The organism is Alicyclobacillus sp. ALC3, assembly GCF_028751195.1.
GTDB lineage: Bacteria > Bacillota > Bacilli > Alicyclobacillales > Alicyclobacillaceae > Alicyclobacillus_L.
This window is the reverse complement of sequence record NZ_CP066784.1, coordinates 4,518,877-4,537,244: the sequence shown is the minus strand read 5'-3', so window position 1 is coordinate 4,537,244 and position 18,368 is coordinate 4,518,877. Positions and strand designations below refer to the sequence as shown.

General features: G+C 49.9%; 17 protein-coding genes, 1 pseudogene and 1 riboswitch. Of the genes and pseudogenes, 4 read left to right on the top strand and 14 right to left on the bottom strand.

Translation table 11 applies throughout. From position 1 onward, the window contains the following. The first annotated feature begins 15 nt into the window (after positions 1–15). From JC200_RS21285 to JC200_RS21275, 3 genes and pseudogenes are all read left to right on the top strand, one after another. Positions 16–1,146, top strand: coding sequence for an IS110 family RNA-guided transposase (locus tag JC200_RS21285; protein WP_274433722.1), 1,131 nt, complete (start codon positions 16–18; stop codon positions 1,144–1,146). A gap of 701 nt (positions 1,147–1,847) precedes the next feature. Beyond that, a complete protein-coding gene (locus tag JC200_RS21280; RefSeq protein WP_274433724.1) occupies positions 1,848–2,966 on the top strand; it encodes an aminotransferase class I/II-fold pyridoxal phosphate-dependent enzyme in 1,119 nt (372 codons plus the stop codon). Then, positions 2,959–3,111 (top strand): annotated as a pseudogene (locus JC200_RS21275) (S-adenosylmethionine synthetase N-terminal domain-containing protein); the annotation flags it as partial. The gene JC200_RS21280 and the pseudogene JC200_RS21275, both read left to right, overlap by 8 nt. A gap of 405 nt (positions 3,112–3,516) precedes the next feature. On the opposite strand, the gene JC200_RS21270 reads toward JC200_RS21275, so the two are convergent. The 4 genes from JC200_RS21270 to JC200_RS21255 form a co-directional block, all read right to left on the bottom strand. After that, complete coding sequence (locus JC200_RS21270) at positions 3,517–4,647, bottom strand: IS110 family RNA-guided transposase (RefSeq protein WP_274433722.1); 1,131 nt, start codon at positions 4,645–4,647, stop codon at positions 3,517–3,519. Between the two features lie 723 nt (positions 4,648–5,370). Then, positions 5,371–6,156, bottom strand: coding sequence for an ABC transporter substrate-binding protein (locus tag JC200_RS21265; protein WP_274433721.1), 786 nt, complete (start codon positions 6,154–6,156; stop codon positions 5,371–5,373). A gap of 27 nt (positions 6,157–6,183) precedes the next feature. After that, the gene (locus tag JC200_RS21260; RefSeq protein WP_274436623.1) at positions 6,184–7,704 is read right to left on the bottom strand and encodes a cobyric acid synthase; all 1,521 of its coding nucleotides are present in this window, start codon (positions 7,702–7,704) and stop codon (positions 6,184–6,186) included. A gap of 15 nt (positions 7,705–7,719) precedes the next feature. After that, on the bottom strand, positions 7,720–9,147 hold the full coding sequence (locus JC200_RS21255) for a cobyrinic acid a,c-diamide synthase CobB (RefSeq protein WP_274433720.1): 1,428 nt from the start codon (positions 9,145–9,147) through the stop codon (positions 7,720–7,722). A gap of 35 nt (positions 9,148–9,182) precedes the next feature. On the opposite strand from JC200_RS21255, the gene JC200_RS21250 reads away from it, so the two are divergent. After that, entirely contained in the window at positions 9,183–9,827 is a 645-nt protein-coding gene (locus tag JC200_RS21250; protein WP_274433718.1) for a histidine phosphatase family protein, read from the top strand. Here JC200_RS21250 and JC200_RS21245 read toward each other — a convergent pair. The 10 genes from JC200_RS21245 to bluB all read right to left on the bottom strand — a co-directional run bounded on the left by JC200_RS21245 (position 9,813) and on the right by bluB (position 18,316). Continuing rightward, the gene (locus JC200_RS21245; protein ID WP_274433716.1) at positions 9,813–10,910 is read right to left on the bottom strand and encodes a pyridoxal phosphate-dependent aminotransferase; all 1,098 of its coding nucleotides are present in this window, start codon (positions 10,908–10,910) and stop codon (positions 9,813–9,815) included. The two genes, JC200_RS21250 and JC200_RS21245, sit on opposite strands and share 15 nt — an antisense overlap. Before the next feature lie 12 nt (positions 10,911–10,922). Then, complete coding sequence (gene cobS, locus JC200_RS21240; protein WP_274433715.1) at positions 10,923–11,669, bottom strand: adenosylcobinamide-GDP ribazoletransferase; 747 nt, start codon at positions 11,667–11,669, stop codon at positions 10,923–10,925. Further along, positions 11,657–12,619: an adenosylcobinamide-phosphate synthase CbiB gene (cbiB, locus tag JC200_RS21235; protein WP_274433714.1), complete on the bottom strand. Its 963-nt coding sequence runs from the start codon at positions 12,617–12,619 to the stop codon at positions 11,657–11,659. Before cbiB ends, cobS begins: the two co-directional genes overlap by 13 nt. Further along, positions 12,616–13,164 carry a bifunctional adenosylcobinamide kinase/adenosylcobinamide-phosphate guanylyltransferase gene (gene cobU, locus JC200_RS21230; protein WP_274433712.1) on the bottom strand — a complete coding sequence of 183 codons (549 nt, stop codon included), beginning with the start codon at positions 13,162–13,164 and terminating at the stop codon, positions 12,616–12,618. Before cobU ends, cbiB begins: the two co-directional genes overlap by 4 nt. A 15-nt stretch (positions 13,165–13,179) precedes the next feature. Further along, positions 13,180–13,950, bottom strand: a complete 771-nt coding sequence (locus JC200_RS21225) for an ABC transporter ATP-binding protein (RefSeq protein ID WP_274433710.1) — start codon at positions 13,948–13,950, stop codon at positions 13,180–13,182. 4 nt (positions 13,951–13,954) lie between these two features. Continuing rightward, positions 13,955–14,971 (bottom strand): FecCD family ABC transporter permease, encoded by a 1,017-nt coding sequence (locus tag JC200_RS21220; RefSeq protein ID WP_274433709.1) that lies wholly within the window; start codon positions 14,969–14,971, stop codon positions 13,955–13,957. Then, a complete protein-coding gene (locus JC200_RS21215) occupies positions 14,964–15,977 on the bottom strand; it encodes an ABC transporter substrate-binding protein (protein WP_274433708.1) in 1,014 nt (337 codons plus the stop codon). The genes JC200_RS21220 and JC200_RS21215 overlap by 8 nt, the downstream gene beginning before the upstream one ends. A gap of 120 nt (positions 15,978–16,097) precedes the next feature. After that, positions 16,098–16,275: riboswitch (cobalamin riboswitch) on the bottom strand. Positions 16,276–16,309: 34 nt separating this feature from the next. Next, positions 16,310–17,032 (bottom strand): adenosylcobinamide amidohydrolase, encoded by a 723-nt coding sequence (locus tag JC200_RS21210; protein WP_274433707.1) that lies wholly within the window; start codon positions 17,030–17,032, stop codon positions 16,310–16,312. Positions 17,033–17,036: 4 nt separating this feature from the next. Further along, on the bottom strand, positions 17,037–17,636 hold the full coding sequence (locus tag JC200_RS21205) for a cob(I)yrinic acid a,c-diamide adenosyltransferase (protein ID WP_274433706.1): 600 nt from the start codon (positions 17,634–17,636) through the stop codon (positions 17,037–17,039). Beyond that, positions 17,633–18,316, bottom strand: coding sequence for a 5,6-dimethylbenzimidazole synthase (bluB, locus tag JC200_RS24610; protein ID WP_274436622.1), 684 nt, complete (start codon positions 18,314–18,316; stop codon positions 17,633–17,635). The genes JC200_RS21205 and bluB overlap by 4 nt, the downstream gene beginning before the upstream one ends. Between the last annotated feature and the right edge of the window lie 52 nt (positions 18,317–18,368).

Genomic DNA, 18,368 nt, shown 5'->3' with positions numbered 1-18,368 from the left:
GAAGGAGCCGATAGTATGAAGGATAGCACAAAGTATGTTGGTTTAGACGTTTCGAAGGATTTTGTCGCAGTCGCCATTGCGGATGAAGGGCGGGATAATCCTAGATATTTTGGTCAGATTCCCAACAACGAAGAGTCGATTCGTAAACTTTTCAAAAAATTACGTGAAGAGGAATGCCGACTTAATGTCTGCTACGAAGCTGGGCCAACTGGTTATGGGTTATATAGGTTCCTTACTGCGTTAGGAATCGAATGTTGCGTCGTCGCTCCATCTTTAATTCCAACACGCGCGGGAGACCGAATTAAGACAGATCGTCGCGATGCAATTCGACTAGCTCAATTATTCAGGGCTGGTGAACTTACGCCGATTTACATTCCAACAGAGGAAGATGAAGCTCTACGGGACCTCGTGCGGGCAAGAAAAGTAACAAAAGAAGACCAACTTAGGGCGCGTCATCATCTAGCCAAATTTCTGTTGCGTCACGAAATAAAAGCGCCAGGTCATTTAAAGAAAAAGTGGACGAAGATATATCACAAATGGCTGAATACTCTCAAGTTTGACAATTCCGCTCTGGAAATTGTGTTCCAAGAATATCTCCACACGTTGGATGAGATTGAACAGCGCCTGGAGCGCCTTGAGAGAGCCATTCATACTGAGACCATGAGATCTTCACATGCACCGGTCATAGAAGCACTGCAAACACTTCGAGGTGTAAAAGAAATAACGGCTGTAACTCTCGTTGTTGAGGTTGGTACGTTTAAACGCTTTGCGTCCGCCCGTGACTTTATGGGGTATACAGGACTAATCCCATCTGAGTATTCAAGCGGAGCAACTAGACACCAAGGCAAGATTACTAAAACAGGGAATAGTCATGTTCGACGCGTATTGGTGGAATCAGCATGGAGTTATCGTCACAAACCTAACATTTCTAGAGACATCAAGAAACGGCAGCAAGGACAAGATGCGATGGTACAACGCATCGCTTGGAAAGCACAAACCCGACTTCACCCGAAATATGCACGTATGGCAGCTAAAGGAAAACCACACGGAAAAATTATTGCAGCTGTTGCTCGAGAACTTGCCGGCTTCATTTGGGCGATTGCGACAAGTGTTGAACTGAAAACCAGTAGTAGCAAGGTTGCCTAAACAAAGAAAGACAAGTAGCTAGCATTTTAATACAACATTTGATTTTGGCTTAAAGATTGGGCTCGAAGGCAAAAGTGTAAAACCGCAGAGGAGAATTCACGTTTGACGCTTGTGCTAGGCCAATAGAATTGGCTGAACGCACGATGTAAGTTCGTGATAGCTCCTCAAGACGGAGAGATACTCTGTGGTAACCAACCCACGTATATCAGACTGCTCACCGTCGAGAAGTTTTTGCCTTCGTGCCGAGTCTTTGAGGTGTTGCTTGACATGGAGCCTCTGCAGCCCCGATGTGATGACGGACAAGCGGACTAGGGTCCGCATGGCAGCTTAGCCTATCAGGGCCGCCACTCCATATCAAGCAACTCGTAGCCTTAAGGATTGTGGCGCAACGGGGGCTGGAGGTACTTGACAGGCCTCGTTCATATCAGCGTCAAACCAGACCCACCTCGCCTTTAGGCGGTACTGGCGAGATAATCTCCCCATCATGAACAAGGGAGAGTGTTTGTCATGTCCAGAGTGGAGTTGCGTCGTTTGTGGGAAGGACGGATTCACGAGTACCGCGTGAGCGGGCAGCCTGCTGTTTTGGCCATCGCCAAATGACCGAAAGCTGACGTAATTGCCTGTCCAAAAGTTGCTGGGTAAAATGACCGTATCCTAGCTGAACGATTTGGACTAGCAACTTTGGTAGGAGAAACCGTTTAATGAGTAACGGACCACAGTATTCGACAATTATACGAAGTTTAGAACCTTCAGTGCCCTTTGTCTCACCATTCACGATTGAACGGGATATGGGCAGGCCGTTTCGTCTTCGATTGGGAGCCAACGAAAGCTCTTTCGGAATATCACCAAAAGCATTCAAAGCAATGAACGAGGCGTTAGAGACGCTTTATTGGTACTGTGATCCGGAGGCTTACGATTTACGGCAAGCTCTGGCAAAGAGACATGGAGTTACTGTGAAGGAAATTTTAATCGGGAGCGGGATAGATGATCTCTTGGGCTTGACCGTGAGGACCTTCATGGACCCTGGTGACGTTGCAGTGACTTCGATGGGGACATATCCGACATTTGCCTATCATGTTAAGGGGTATGGAGGGAAAATTCACTTCGTCCCATACACTGAAGATTTCCGAAACGATTTGGGTGCGCTGGTTGATGCAGCAAAGAGAACAAATGCAAAACTCCTATACTTGGCTAATCCGGACAATCCGTCAGGAACGCACTATTCAAAACCGCAAGTTGAGAGCTTCTTGAACAATGTGCCCGATTGTTGTTTGGTGATTTTGGATGAAGCGTATATCGAATTTGCGCCAAGAGACGTGGGAACTCCCATACAAACCCACGATAGACGTGTGATACGCATGCGAACTTTTTCAAAAGTCTATGGTCTTGCCGGGGCCAGAATAGGCTACGCCATTACAAACTCAGAGACCGTTGATGCTTTTGACAAAGTGAGACTTCATTATGGTGTGAATTCAGTGGCTCTTGCCGGTGCTTTAGCATCACTTAATGACCCAACATTCGAGCGGACGGTGATTCAAGAGGTACAAAGAGGTCGGCATGAGTATGAAACGCTAGGAAATAAATTGGGCCTGCCTGTACTACCGTCTTACACGAATTTCGTCTGCTTCAACCTTCAGGACATGGCAGTTGCAAAGCGAGTGGCACTGGAGTTAAAGAAACGAGGAGTTTTTGTAAGGCAAGCTAATGGGCAGCCTTTCGACCGTTTCATTCGCGTCACCGTTGGATCGCCAACTGAACGTACAATTTTTTCGGAAATTTTGTCAGAAGTAGCGACGTTACTTGAGGTTATACATGGCTAAAGGGCGGTGGCGAGGTTCAGTGGGAATCAGAAGACTTATTACAGCAGAGTCCGTCACTTCTGGGCACCCGGATAAAATGTGCGATGTAATTTCTGATGCCATTCTTGACGCCATTCTTGACGCTGATATGAACGAGGCCTGTCAAGTACCTCCAGCCCCCGTTGCGCCACAATCCTTAAGGCTACGAGTTGCTTGATATGGAGTGGCGGCCCTGATAGGCTAAGCTGCCATGCGGACCCTAGTCCGCTTGTCCGTCATCACATCGGGGCTGCAGAGGCTCCATGTCAAGCAACACCTCAAAGACTCGGCACGAAGGCAAAAACTTCTCGACGGTGAGCAGTCTGATATACGTGGGTTGGTTACCACAGAGTATCTCTCCGTCTTGAGGAGCTATCACGAACTTACATCGTGCGTTCAGCCAATTCTATTGGCCTAGCACAAGCGTCAAACGTGAATTCTCCTCTGCGGTTTTACACTTTTGCCTTCGAGCCCAATCTTTAAGCCAAAATCAAATGTTGTATTAAAATGCTAGCTACTTGTCTTTCTTTGTTTAGGCAACCTTGCTACTACTGGTTTTCAGTTCAACACTTGTCGCAATCGCCCAAATGAAGCCGGCAAGTTCTCGAGCAACAGCTGCAATAATTTTTCCGTGTGGTTTTCCTTTAGCTGCCATACGTGCATATTTCGGGTGAAGTCGGGTTTGTGCTTTCCAAGCGATGCGTTGTACCATCGCATCTTGTCCTTGCTGCCGTTTCTTGATGTCTCTAGAAATGTTAGGTTTGTGACGATAACTCCATGCTGATTCCACCAATACGCGTCGAACATGACTATTCCCTGTTTTAGTAATCTTGCCTTGGTGTCTAGTTGCTCCGCTTGAATACTCAGATGGGATTAGTCCTGTATACCCCATAAAGTCACGGGCGGACGCAAAGCGTTTAAACGTACCAACCTCAACAACGAGAGTTACAGCCGTTATTTCTTTTACACCTCGAAGTGTTTGCAGTGCTTCTATGACCGGTGCATGTGAAGATCTCATGGTCTCAGTATGAATGGCTCTCTCAAGGCGCTCCAGGCGCTGTTCAATCTCATCCAACGTGTGGAGATATTCTTGGAACACAATTTCCAGAGCGGAATTGTCAAACTTGAGAGTATTCAGCCATTTGTGATATATCTTCGTCCACTTTTTCTTTAAATGACCTGGCGCTTTTATTTCGTGACGCAACAGAAATTTGGCTAGATGATGACGCGCCCTAAGTTGGTCTTCTTTTGTTACTTTTCTTGCCCGCACGAGGTCCCGTAGAGCTTCATCTTCCTCTGTTGGAATGTAAATCGGCGTAAGTTCACCAGCCCTGAATAATTGAGCTAGTCGAATTGCATCGCGACGATCTGTCTTAATTCGGTCTCCCGCGCGTGTTGGAATTAAAGATGGAGCGACGACGCAACATTCGATTCCTAACGCAGTAAGGAACCTATATAACCCATAACCAGTTGGCCCAGCTTCGTAGCAGACATTAAGTCGGCATTCCTCTTCACGTAATTTTTTGAAAAGTTTACGAATCGACTCTTCGTTGTTGGGAATCTGACCAAAATATCTAGGATTATCCCGCCCTTCATCCGCAATGGCGACTGCGACAAAATCCTTCGAAACGTCTAAACCAACATACTTTGTGCTATCCTTCATACTATCGGCTCCTTCACAATGTAGCTCTGATTGGCATTGGTGTTCACAAATACCAGTATTGCCAACTAACCTACGGAATTGTGACATGGAGCCGAGCCTCGTTCATGATAACTTACGGACATCCGCTTCCCCCGAGTACAAATCCATTTTCAGAGATATCTTTGGTCCTCGTTCCATGGCAACCCTGAGGCTCTTTCCAACCCCACACGACTTGAAAGGGCGCACACCTCAACAAGTCATCGAATCCTGGGGGAAGTATATCCGACGCTCTGGCGGTAAACAAGGGATGCGTAAGGCTGTAGAACGCTTGGCGCTTGCCCGTGAAAGCGTTGGACAGGTTGCAGGACTTGAAGAAGACAAGTGGGAGTTGGAAAGCCTCCTTGTCACTACGACAGAATCCAAAAAACAATCCCTGAAGCAACCTCATCCCCTGACAATTCCTCCACCCTCTTCTTCATATCGAGGTGGTGAAATCCTGCGAATGAGAGAGCATTCGTGAGAAAAACGCTTAATTTCGAGGGATGTGCAATAGGGTTCCCTTCAAAGATTCAAAGAGATTGAGTATGACGGCTTAGAGACAAACTGGATCAACGCCTTAGACCATCAGAACACTTTATGATCGACGAGATGGTCGAAAAATATCGGCCACCTCCCACATGGTTACCTCTTTGCATCAAAACCATCACGATAATGTATTTGTATCCCCATAGGCGAACATCACACTCAGAACGTACCACCGACGAAGGTCTGAATGATACCGTGTATGTTCTTTAAACTGTCGAGCAACATTGGGCCACACTGAAGTATTTCAGAGCCGAGCTCGAAAACCGTCTCATTGTTGACAGCAGGTATCTCGGAATAACCCGGTCGCGCAAGAAAGTTTTCGGGCATAAATGGTTTTCCGCACCAAGACGCAAACACGATATCTGGAGCGGCAGTAGCAATCTCATCTGCTTCTACAACCCGTTCTGATGCATGGCGTCCCTCCAATGATTTTTCACGAAACACGTCAATACCGCCTGCAATCTCGATTAAATCACTCACCCATGCCGTCCCAACTATGATAGGGTCCATCCACTCTTCAAAATACACACGCGGTCGAAAGGGAAGTTCAGCCGCACTCTGACGGACTTCATCCACCTCTTGACGTAGCTCGGCCACATACGCCAAGGCTTCATCCGATTTCCCAATCAAGTTGCCAATCAGTAGTATGGTGTGAAACATATCCTCAAGCCGGTGCGGGTTAAAATGCACCGTAGTCACACCTTGTTTAGAGAGCTCAGCAGCGAGCTCCTTTTGTACCCCAGAGGTTAGAATCGCAACGTCTGGTTGATCCTGAAGAATTCGTTTGGTGCTACCATGTTTGAATCCGGATACTTTCGGCAGGAGAAGTGCCTCCGCCGGGCGTGTCGTGTAGGCGGAAATGCCGACAACCCGGTCAAGAGAACCCAGCCGATACAGGATTTCCGGGATTTCTGCGGCAAGGCAAACAATTCGTTCTGGATACATAGTACGAACCCCTCCGTTGAATATCGTTTATGTAAGACCGAGTACGTCATACAATTTGCTCATGTCTAGGTGGGTACGAACCACCTGGGCAAGTCGATCAAATTCTTCGGTGCGGTGTGCCATGACATTCGTCGCTTTTTCTTGTAACGGCAATCCCTTGTGGCGTCGTATCCTGTTTAGCCAGGCATTACGAAAAACATCGTTGTGTAGTACCCCGTGAAGGTACGTACCGATGATTCGGCCATCTTCAGACATATGTCCTTCCGGTACCGCACTATCTGAAGGGGGGGCGTATGCTCCATCGGTGTAGACCCGCCGTGTCATGGCAAGCGGATTCCGTGCTCCGGGAAACTCGGTGACTCCCATGTGAATTTCATAATCTTTGACTGGAATACCTGTAAATTCGCCTGAGAACTCACCCCCCACCAAAACTGTGGTCTTGTCCGCACATATGGTGGTCACCGTATCAAAGAGTCCTAATCCGCTAGAAGTGTCAATCTCAGATTCAAGGTGTTCCGGGTCATGAACTTCCATTCCAAGCATTTGATATCCGCCGCAGATACCAAGGACGTGTGCCCCACCACGAACCGTCCTCTGAATCGACGCAGTCCAGCCGGTGTTATCCAACCACCGCAAGTCCATCAAGGTGCTCTTTGTACCAGGTATCACGATGGCATCTACATGATGCAGCTCCTCTGGACTAGTACAGAAACTTGCGTCAACGCCCGGTTCGAGAAAGAGCGGATCGAAGTCCGTGAAATTTGAGATGTGAGGAAGCTGAACAATACCCACGCGGATACCGTTCCTGATTGCCTTCGCTTGGTGATAACGATCCCCCGACAGACCCACGGAGTCTTCTTCATCAATCGCCAGATTTGGTATATATGGAATGACCCCAAGCACAGGCACACCAGTATAGTCTTCGATCCATCGGCGCCCCTCATCAAACAATCCAGCGTCTCCGCGAAACTTGTTAATGAGGATGCCCTTGACCAGTCTTTTCTCATTAGGATCAAGCAACTGAAGCGTCCCTACAATGGAGGCAAACACGCCTCCGCGATCAATGTCTGCAATAAGCAGTACACTCGCGTCAGCCATCTGTGCGGTCCTCATATTGGCAATATCCCGTTGTTTCAGGTTCATCTCCACAGGGCTACCCGCACCCTCGATAACTATAATGTCATGCCGCTGTGCGAGAAACTGATAACTCTCCGCGACCGCCCACCATAGCAGCTCCTTTTCATCATAGAAATAATCCTTTGCCGATCTCGTTCCAATTGGACGACCTTGCAGTACAATCTGACTTTGCATGTTCCCAGTTGGCTTTAACAGAACGGGGTTCATGTGCTCGTTTGATAGGATGCCGCATGCCTCGGCTTGAACAGCCTGAGCCCGTCCAATCTCGCGGCCGGAAGGCGTCACCGCGGAATTCAGAGACATGTTTTGTGCTTTAAACGGTGCTACGCGATGGCCGTCTTGTGTGAGGATACGGCAAAGGGCCGTTGCCAGGATGCTTTTTCCGACATTCGAAGAGGTGCCAATCACCATGAGGCTCCGTGTCATTCATGTCGCCTGCCTTCCTGATTCACCTGCTCGATACGTTCTGCACCTCTCCACAAACTTCTCGGCGACAAGCGGATTCGAAGCAAAGTGAAGATGCATGTATCCGGCGACAAGGTTACCGTTCAAGTACCCCTCACCTCGTCGGCTTGACCAACGAGACGCAGATGCTTCATATGCAAAAACCTGCGGCAAACGAAACTCGATTGTTGAATAGTGAAATTCGTGCCCTCGCGCAGACTCCTTTGCAGGTACCAGCCAGTTTCCCTCCATGCCCGTGACCTCCCGATAGCCAAATCCGGAAAGGCGTTTCTGCATGGTCACCCGTGCAGGAATGAGGCCAACCAGGTCATGCGTAGTCCCCGCCAGGTCCGTCAGTTGTTCCGTCAGGTACATATATCCTCCACACTCTGCGTAGGTTGGTAAGCCATTTCGAATTTTCTCTCGAAAGTCATCCCGAACATCTTTCATGGAACTAAGTTGAGCTGCAAACTCTTCAGGGAATCCTCCGCCGATATACAAGCCCCCTGCATCTTCCGGAATCTTCTCCCCGGAGAGTGGACTAAAGAACACAAGTTCCGCCCCGTAGTGCTCAAGTAGCTCCAGGTTTTCTTCGTAGTAAAAGTTGAAGGCAGCATCCTTGGCGATGGCAATCCGAGTATTTCGTATATCGCCCGACGCAGTGTCTTTCGATAAAAATGACGGGTACACCTGGCCTTTTTCACTCTCTGGTATCTCCGGTGCAGCCTTCGCTAAGGAGAGCACCGCATCCAAATCAATCGTAGACGATGCCAGCGCGCTCAGTTGTTCAAGCAACAGAGTGTGTTCTCCCCTTTCGATAGCCGGAATCAACCCCAGATGTCGTTCCGGGATCTCGATTTCCGAATGCTTCGACAGGTACCCCACGACGGGTATACCGCATTCAAGTTCCACCACCTGTTGAATCAGACGAAAGTGGCCTTCCCCGCCTACACGGTTTGCTACGACACCGGCAATGTTTACACGAGGGTCCAAGTCTTGATATCCTTTCACAATCGCCGCAGCACTTCGGGCCATCCCAGAACAATCGACAACCAGAAGAACGGGGCAATCGAGCAAAAGGCTAATCTCCGCAGTGCTTCCCTCATTCGACAAGACATCCTTGCCATCGTAAAATCCCATCACACCTTCTACAATAGAGACATCCGTATCAGTCGCAGCATGGACGAAGATATCCCGGACCATCTGTTTAGCTAGCATCCAACTGTCCAGGTTCCTCGATGTCCTGCCGGTAATGGCCGTGTGATAACTTGGATCAATGTAGTCCGGCCCGACTTTAAAGCTTTGTACGCATAGCCCGCGCTGACGAAATGCGGCCATGAGGCCCAGAGAAACGGTGGACTTCCCCACACTGCTATGCGTGCCTGCGATGACGATTCGAGGTAGATTCAATGATTTCAACTCCCTTTCAAACTGGAGGACTCAATGTGACGACGCTCATCTTCGTGCGGCATGGTGTGACAGCAGAGAACCTGAACTATACCTTGATTGGTCATACTGACCCTCCGTTGCATGAGTTTGGCGTCTTGCAGGCCAAAGCTGTGGCAAGCGCGCTGCAGAACGTATCTATCGACTGCCTATACTCCAGTCCGCTGAAGCGTTGCTTGCAGACAGCCAGTGTCATAGCAGAGAGGCGCAGAAATCTTGAGATAAACACATGTACGGCACTGAGCGAGATTCACCTTGGTATTGTTGACGGGATGTCTTCCTTCCTCGCGTATGAACGGTACAAGTCTCTGATGGATGCCGCGCTTGACGATTCATTGTCGGACTTTCAGTTTCCATCCGGTGAGTCACGCAGTGCAGCACTGCGCCGTTTTCAACAAGGGCTTGACTCCCTTGTCGCGAAGCACAAAGAAGGTACGGTCTGCATTGTGACGCACGGCGGACCGCTCGGCCTTTGGCTGGCAGACTACCATGGCGATCCGCTAGGACGGTTTCGGCACTGGCAACCTCATCATGCATCGATCGCACGTGTCACGTACCGCGACAGAAGATTTCACGTAGACACTCTTGACAGCACGGACCATTTGTCAAATGGACTCATGAAACCCCCATCACAGCCTTCGTAAGGCATCATGAAAGGCGTTCCACATTCGCTCGTTATCTTCGTGAGACCGGATTGTGATTCGAATGTCAAACGCCCCGAGGCCCCTGAAATTTCCACAGCGGCGTACAAATATTCCTTCTCGCTCAAGTCGTGCGAAAATGCTTTCAACAGGCAGGTCTTCCCGTACGTGAACCAAGAAGTAGTTGACACTGGGGATGTAGAGTTGGACGGCCCAATGTTTGCCCCACGTCTCAAGAACGAACTCTTGTTCTGCTTGTAGCCAATCCCAGGTCTCCCGAACAAACTTTTCATCTTGGTACGCTGCGATGGCCGCAGCCTGTGCCAGATGATTGACACTCCACCTGTCGCGATTCACTTCAATTTTCCGGACCAGATCTGCATGCGCTACGCCGAAGCCAAACCGAAGGCCTGGAATGGCATAGATCTTCGTCGCGGATCGCACAACAATAAGGTTTTTCAGATGCTCTGTGTCTGGCATGACTGTTCTCTCCGACTCGTCGGGTCGAAAATCCATAAACGATTCATCTACGAGAACCGAAACCCCTCTCTCGCAAAGCATTGCAACAAAGCCGATGAACTCCTCTCTCCGCCAACACAGGCCCGTTGGGTTGTGCGGATTGTTGATGACCACCAAGTCGGCGGGTCTGCATCGGCTTACAATATCATGCAACAATTCTCCGAGATCAGTCAGGGATTCTCCGAACGACGATCCTGCAAAGAGGGGGATATGGACGACCTCGGCTCTAACCCGCTCGGCAGCCTGTTGATATTCCGCAAACGCGGGTTCAAACAGAAAAACTCGCCTCGGAGTTAGTGCACGGATGGTCAAATCGATCACCTCTGACGCACCGTTACCGCAAAAAACACTCTGGGTACTCGCAATCGGATACTTGCTGCAGATGGCCTGAATCACCTTGATGTGCCGGGCGTCCGGGTAATGTCGAATACCAGTGAGCGCACCTTGAATGGCCGTCATCACGCTTTTGGGAGGTCCCATCGGATTGATGTTTGCACTAAAATCAAACACGTGTTTAGAGCTGCGTCCGCTCTTCTCTGCGTACTCGTAAATTCGTCCGCCGTGCATCTATAGCGCCCCTTAATGGATCATGGCTGCAAATACCATCCAACCAACCCATTCCGTGATTTCATTTAAAGCACCGTACGTATCTCCTGTCGTTCCTCCGAATTTCCGCCCCATCCAACCGTTAAAAAGTGACACTGTTACGACAACGTAAACAAGCACCCATAGTGCGTCCTTCAATGGCAGAATGAAAATACATACAACTCCGCTAAAAATGGTCGCGCCTGCCAAGACCCACACCGACAACCTTTGTGCAAAAAAACTGCCCAACCCTTCCTCTCGGGCAGAGCGAGACACCCCCATCGACCAGATCATTGACAACCTGGACATCATTGGAACAACGATAAAGGGCTCCCAATCTTGCGGGGAAACACTCGATATCGCTGTCAATTTCCCAATGAGGATGAGGATGGCAGCCACAGCCCCCATGGCTCCAATGCGGCTGTCTTTCATAATGTTGAGCGCCTCTTCGCGCGGGCGTCTGCTACCAATGGCGTCAGCAGTATCCATCAGACCATCCAGATGAAGCGCTCCTGTAAGAAGCGTGTACACCGTCAGTGAAACTGCCGTGGCAGGCAAGCTTGGCACATGTCTCGTTAGAAAATATTGCACACCCCAAAGGACGCACCCAAGCGCTCCGCCGATCATTGGAAAAAAGAGCACACTCGTTCGGACATCACTGTCACTTACACTCCGGATGGAGGGTGTTGGAATCACTGTTGCAAATTGTGTCGCGAGAATGAACCATCTTACAATTGCCAAACCAACACACCTCCTAGCCCTGCCATGACCAGAATCACTATACACGTGATGTGAACAATAAGAATCGTGCGCCTAATATCGGAGGCTTGCAAAGTTCTGCTGGGGTCGCCCATCGTCGCTCGCCGGGATTCGATACCTCCATAGAAGTTGACGCCGCCCAGTTGAACGCCGAGTGCACCGGCAACTATCGATTCTGGGATGCCGCTGTTGGGACTTGGATGTTTGCAGGCATCCCTCTGCATGATTCGGATTGCCTCGCGTGCGTTGTTCTTTGTCATCCAGGTCGCAATCCATACGAGACCGATGGTCAGACGGGCTGGAATGAAGTTCAATACGTCGTCAAGCCGAGCAGAACACCAGCCAAAGTCCACATAACGCTCATTTTTGTACCCGACCATAGAGTCGAGTGTATTGGCTGCTCGGTAAAAGAGTGCCAATGGGGCCCCACCAATGCAGGCATAAAATACAGGGGAGACAATCGCATCCACGATATTCTCCGCAAGGGTCTCTACCGTGGCACGTACCACTTCGGCTTCCGATAAATGTTCAGTATCCCGCCCGACTATCATGGATACTTCTCGCCGTGCAACTTCTATCCCCTCTGTTTGCAACCGATGGAGTACGACCCACCCTGCCTTCACCAACCCTTTCCAGGCTATCGTTGTAGAGATCAGAAACACGTTTATCGTCCAAGCCAACCAAACCGGCGTGTATCGCCTCAGCAGAAAAAGGAACAACCACGGGATAATGCTTGCAATCAATACGGTGGTGAGGGTAAGGAAGATACCCAAGGCGCGTTTTACGTTGCGCGAGGCAACGGCTCGATTCAAGCGGCGGTCAAACAGCGTGATGTACTTACCAATCAATACAACTGGATGTGGAATGAATCTCGGATCTCCTATCATTCTGTCAACGAACAGAGCCAGGCCAGCACCGAAGAGGAGATTCATGGAAGGGATACCTGCAGTTTTCGTAAATCTACTGGGATTCCCGCAACAACCCAAATCACCTTCTCAGCAGATTGGGCCGTCTTCTGATTCATTACACCGAGCCAATCCCGGTACCGACGTGACACGCCATCCCCCGGGACAATGCCTTGCCCAACCTCATTGCTAACAACGATCACCCGGTGCTCCGTTTCTGCCATTGCCGAAACAAGCGCGTCAATTCTGAGGAAGACCTGCTCTTCGTCACAGCCCTCGAGGAACATCCAGTTGTTTAGGAGCAGGGAAAGGCAGTCAATGAGAATAACCTGCGGAGCACGCTCTGTTTGGAACCAACTGGAAACGTTGAGTGGGATTTCAGCCGTCTCCCATTGTGACGGCCTCCCTGAACGGTGACGTTGGATACGTTCTTGCATCTCATCATCGCTGACTTGTGCGGTTGCCACGTACGTAACATTCATGGAATGGATCTCGGATAGGCGCAGTGCCAGTTGTTCTGCGAACGAACTCTTTCCACTACGCGCACCGCCAAGAACAAAGGTATATCCCAACACAATCTCCTCCCTTCAAGGCGAATAACTCACACGCAGGTGTCCGCCAAACGGATCGGCATACGTTTTGGCTTTCACCTGGAACACCTCTTCTAAAGCACGCTCTGACAGAACATCCTGCGGAGGTCCGTCGGCGTACACTCGACCTGAATGCAGCAATAAGAGCCTGTCGCAATACCTGGCGGCAAGCTCAAGATGGTGAATCGCCATGACGATGAGCCGTCCCTCTTCGGCTAACTTTTGCAGATGAAGAAGGATATCCAACTGGTAATGAACATCGAGGTTTGCAATCGGTTCATCGAGCAGAATGATTGGACTGCCCTGGGCCAGACAACGTGCAACGCCTGCACGCTGCCGTTCTCCACCGGATATTTGATCAAGCCGGGCGCTTCGAAAGGACAACAAGTTCAAGCCAGTCATCGCTCGATTCACAACTTCACGGCTTTCGCTATCGAGGCCGCCAAAGAGTGTGCGATAAGGGAAGCGTCCCATTTCTACGTACTGTTCAACCGTAAACGATGCGTTGTCCGGCATCTGTTGCGGCAGATAAGCCACGTCCCTGGCCCGGTCCTTCGGAGATACTTCGGAAATCGACTGTCCACGGATATAGATTCGACCTCGAGTGGGTCGAATCACACCCGCGAGTAGACGCAGTAGCGTTGATTTACCTGCTCCATTCGGGCCCACAAGCCCGACGACTTGCCCGCCCGCCCATTCACACTGGATACGTTCCAATATACCGCCGAAAGATAGATCCTCCATAAGGAGCGCTGCAGTTTGGTTCATTTCCTCACCCCCGATACACGCGCGACTCTTGACGACGCAACAGGAACAGAAAGAACGGTGCCCCAAGTAAAGACGTAATGATACCCACATTCAACTCAGCCGGCAGGAGTATCATTCGGGCGATTAAGTCCGCGAAGAGCATCAGGACGGCACCTCCAATGGCTGAGGAAAAGATGAGCTGCCGATGAGCAGGCCCGATCCAAATCCGTAGCAGGTGGGGAACGACCAATCCAACAAATCCAATCACTCCTGTAGCACTAACACATGCGCCGACCACAAAAGCAGAGGTAACGAGCACAACCTGCTTTGTCCGCTGCAGCGACACCCCAACGCCTTGCGCCTGCTCTTCTCCCAAGGACAGCACATCAAGTGCATGTGCTTGTGTCAGGTAAATTCCAATCGCGACAGCAACAAAGACAAGGAGCATCAAAACTTCGCGCCAGGTACTCCCATCCAGCCCACCCATCAACCAAAACAACATCTGTTGCATGGTCTCGAGCGGAGCGAGTGAGAGAACCAATGTCACGATAGAACTACATAGCGCGCTAAATGCCACGCCTGACAACAGTAGTGAATAAATTGATGTTTTTCCGTGCACGGTGGCAATGCGATAGATGACAAGCACCACAATCAGTCCACTCACGAACGCTCCTACAGGGGTATACCACTCATTCAGCTGAGATAAACCTAATTGAATGGTCAACACTGCTCCAAGGGAAGCCCCACTTGACACCCCGATAATCGATGGGTCCGCCATCGGGTTTCGAAAAACGGCCTGGAGAGCAGCCCCGGTGGTAGCCAACCCGGCTCCAACGAGTGCCGCGACAAACAATCGCGGCAAACGAATGGCTCCAATGACAATAGCGTTGGTATCATGCACACCCTGAAAATATCCCCATGCATCTGGAATGAGTTGGCGAACTGGGATAGTTACAGGTCCGAGAGACAGTTCTAATGCTGCCCCTACCAACAGTGCGATACCGAGAGCGACAAAAGTCCACCGAACGCGAAGATTACTCATTCCCAATCTGTACGTTCGGATACAACAGCTTTGCCACATCTTGCACTCCCCGTGTCACATACTGCGACACGCTTGTCAAATCTGCGCTGCTAACACTATAAACGCGGTGATTCTTCACTGCAGAAACATTTTTCAAGGCCGGGTCAGAAAGGATTTTCTGAACAAATCCTTTATCATTGTTTGCGTCGATGATTACGTCAGGGTTTAATTTCACAATTTCTTCGTCCGTAATTTGCTTCCATCCGTTCAGCTTAGATGCAGCGTTAATCCCACCCGCATCCACGATGACATCATTTACTGTCGTGGAGGAGCCAGCCGCATACCCATAGGAACTGTAGTCGAGAACAGTTACTTTTTTCTGGCCTTTGACCGCATCTTCTACGTTCTGCAACTGAGACTGCATGGTTGTAACCACCTTCGCGGCCTTTGCTTCTTGCCCAACCAATTTGCCAACGACCTGAATGTTTCGTTCGATATCAGCAATGGAATTAAAAGTGTTGAACTCATATGCTGGAATACCCGCTTGTTCAATCTGACTGATCACACTTTGCTTCGCATACGAGGCCGTTAATACGAGGTCCGGCTTGGCAGCAATAACTTGCTCAGCCGTGAGATTCTGGATGGTTGGAATTCCTTTGACAAGGGATGACACATTCGAATACTGCGGATCATCCGCGTAGTTCGTAACGAGAACAATGTCCTTTTTCGGGACTAACGCTGTTAGAATCTCGTCCGTTCCTTCCGTTGTCGAGGCGATGTGCTGCGGTTGCTTGGAGATGGTCACCGTATGGCCTGCACCGTCTTTTAACGTCACTGGGAACGCAGATGCAGCCTGAGACGTAGTCGTTTGCGAGGATGATGCCGCTTGATTGGCTGTGCTGACTGAAGACCCTGTGGACGTTGTTGCAGCATTTGCATTGCCGGAGGTGGTATTCGTACCACAACCTGCAACACCCAGTGTCAAAGCAGTTAACACGGTGGGGATGATGAAGACAGACTTTTTCATAGAGATACCTCCTGAGATAGGTCATGAGGCGTCCCCTTCAAAAAAGAAAATCTCTGCCTTTGGCAGAGATCGCTTGGTCGGATAATAAATTACCTATCCTCGCAACCTCTCCTCGAAGGTTTCGCTCTGGCTCTTCAGGCAGGTCTCCTGACTCTCAGCTCGGCTTATTCAACACCTTCCCACGTATTGCAGTGGTGTTGTTCCGAAACACGCTGATTACAGTGGCGGGACCGTACCGGGATTGCACCGGTTTCCCTATTATCTCTGTTCCCAGAGCACCTGAAGAGATAGATTCAATTCGTTAGTAATCCTATTGAATATCGGATAGTACGTCAAGTATTATTTTGCTGCCGCAGGATATACCGTTGCCCGGACTCACAAATCGCAGTGTATACAGCCATGGCGAGTTGCTCTCCAAACTCGGTAGCAAGCCCTGTGTACTCGATGAGGCACTCCCTTTGATATTCGGGCGGTTGAGTAGCACCGACGACCACAGCATCTGTCGTTGTACCCGTTGCAATTCGACCGTCAAGGCAAGTCACGGCAAGATCTGAAAGCGCTGCAGCCTTTGCCTCTGTTACAGTGATCACCGACTCAACGAATGCTTCTTCAGTCATGTATCCATCAACGATAACAATCGTATTAATCGTACCTGGCTCCAAAGACTTGAGATATTCGCCGCATACGCGGGCTGCATTCGAAAATCCGGCTGTAACGCATACTAAAATACTCCACTGTGCCCCTTGCACTTCCGCCCATCCAGCATCGTCGAGACGCGCAGCCGTCATGAGAGCTGTTGCATCATTCCCCGAAATCCCCAACTGAGACAACCGGAGAGACAAATCAAGTTTCGGGGTATCGCAGTTGTACGTCCTTGGAACTTTGAAGTTCACGATATCATACAGATTGTTCATGCCTCCGCCGTGGATGGCTGAACTGATGGTGCGTAGCCTTCTATCGGATTTGATATGAATCAACCGACTATTTTGTACCCAATGAACACCACGATTTGCCCAGAGAGGCTTGGATTGCTGAGGGTCTTTGACACAAAACATCTGATTACAACTCCGTAGTGGTGCTTGAATGATTTTTTCCTTCTCGGAAGACTTCCGCACTATTCTCGTAAAGGATATCTTTTTGTTTGCGCCTCGCATTGACGGCTCGCGCGAGCACAAAGAGCAAATCAGAGAGACGATTCAGGTATTTAAGCGTGGGTTCGAAGATATTTTCAACCTGCATCAGTGCGACCACATGCCGCTCAGCTCGCCGGACAACCGTACAGCATACATGGAGCGTTGCCGCCGCTTTATCACCGCCGCGTAAAATAAATTTGGTAACCTTGTCTGCTTCCTCCTTATACCGGTCAATGAAAGGTTCGAGTTCTCCCGCTGCCTCTTCCCTGGTCCGAAATGTGTACTTGGCACCTGGAACTGCAGCCAAGTCAGCTCCAACATCCCACAAGGTTTGCTGAACCTGATAGAGCAAATTGATGATATCTGCATCCTTTGACTCATTCAATTCACTGATTGCCATGCCAATAAACGCTCCTGCCTCATCCACTGTTCCATAGGCTTCAATACGCAAGTCATGCTTGTAACGTCGCTCTCCGCCAATCAGTGCAGTCTTCCCTTTGTCTCCACCACGTGTATAAATTCTCATGATTCTTTATCCTCCTCGTTTCCCCAATAGTCTTGATAGATTAGACTCTGCAATTCCAATCGCTTTCCCCACCCGACACGTTCGAGTAGCGGAATGTCTGGGAAATGCGATGTGTAACCTACGGAAAGTAACGCCACCGGATCGATGTGCTCGGGAATCCGAAGGATTTGACGAATGTCAGCCTTCTGGTAAATACTCACCCATCCTAATCCGATTCCTTCAGCCCTCGCAGCCAGCCACATGTTTTCAATCGCGCAGGAAGTAGACATCAGGTCCGTTTCAGGAATTGTATTTCTCCCCAACACATGTGGACCGCCGCGGGTGGAGTCGTTGGTTACGCAAATCGTGAGTGGTGCCTGCAACAGCCCCTCCACTTTTAATCGTAAATAGTAATCTTGCTTGAGGTCCTGATAATTTTCCGCTGCCCGTACTCGTTCTCCCTCGACGGTTTGCTGGATCTCACGAAGGCGTTCCTTATCTCGAACCAATATAAAATTCCACGGTTGCATATAGCCGACAGACGGCCCGTGATGTGCCGCCACGAGAATCCGCCAGAGGGCATCTTCATCAATTTCATCCGGTAGAAAGGACCGAATATCTCGGCGTGCAAGAATGGCCTTATACACCGCGTTTCGCTCTGCTTCCGTAAAATCTGGTACGGTCGGACTTCCAGATATCATCAGTGAATCAGCGCTACCTTGCACAGAACGAAACTCGGAATCGTGATGAGTT

Excerpts from the sequence above, each read along its gene's own strand:
- bluB (WP_274436622.1), bottom strand. The coding sequence starts at position 18,316 with ATGATATCTGGAAGTCCGACCGTACCAGATTTTACGGAAGCAGAGCGA.
- JC200_RS21260 (WP_274436623.1), bottom strand. The coding sequence starts at position 7,704 with ATGGTGATTGGCACCTCTTCGAATGTCGGAAAAAGCATCCTGGCAACG.
- JC200_RS21285 (WP_274433722.1), top strand. The coding sequence starts at position 16 with ATGAAGGATAGCACAAAGTATGTTGGTTTAGACGTTTCGAAGGATTTT.
- JC200_RS21205 (WP_274433706.1), bottom strand. The coding sequence starts at position 17,636 with ATGAGAATTTATACACGTGGTGGAGACAAAGGGAAGACTGCACTGATT.
- JC200_RS21225 (WP_274433710.1), bottom strand. The coding sequence starts at position 13,950 with ATGAACCAAACTGCAGCGCTCCTTATGGAGGATCTATCTTTCGGCGGT.
- JC200_RS21220 (WP_274433709.1), bottom strand. The coding sequence starts at position 14,971 with ATGAGTAATCTTCGCGTTCGGTGGACTTTTGTCGCTCTCGGTATCGCA.
- JC200_RS21270 (WP_274433722.1), bottom strand. The coding sequence starts at position 4,647 with ATGAAGGATAGCACAAAGTATGTTGGTTTAGACGTTTCGAAGGATTTT.
- JC200_RS21210 (WP_274433707.1), bottom strand. The coding sequence starts at position 17,032 with ATGTTTTGTGTCAAAGACCCTCAGCAATCCAAGCCTCTCTGGGCAAAT.
- JC200_RS21280 (WP_274433724.1), top strand. The coding sequence starts at position 1,848 with ATGAGTAACGGACCACAGTATTCGACAATTATACGAAGTTTAGAACCT.
- JC200_RS21215 (WP_274433708.1), bottom strand. The coding sequence starts at position 15,977 with ATGAAAAAGTCTGTCTTCATCATCCCCACCGTGTTAACTGCTTTGACA.
- JC200_RS21245 (WP_274433716.1), bottom strand. The coding sequence starts at position 10,910 with ATGCACGGCGGACGAATTTACGAGTACGCAGAGAAGAGCGGACGCAGC.
- cbiB (WP_274433714.1), bottom strand. The coding sequence starts at position 12,619 with ATGAATCTCCTCTTCGGTGCTGGCCTGGCTCTGTTCGTTGACAGAATG.
- JC200_RS21265 (WP_274433721.1), bottom strand. The coding sequence starts at position 6,156 with ATGTATCCAGAACGAATTGTTTGCCTTGCCGCAGAAATCCCGGAAATC.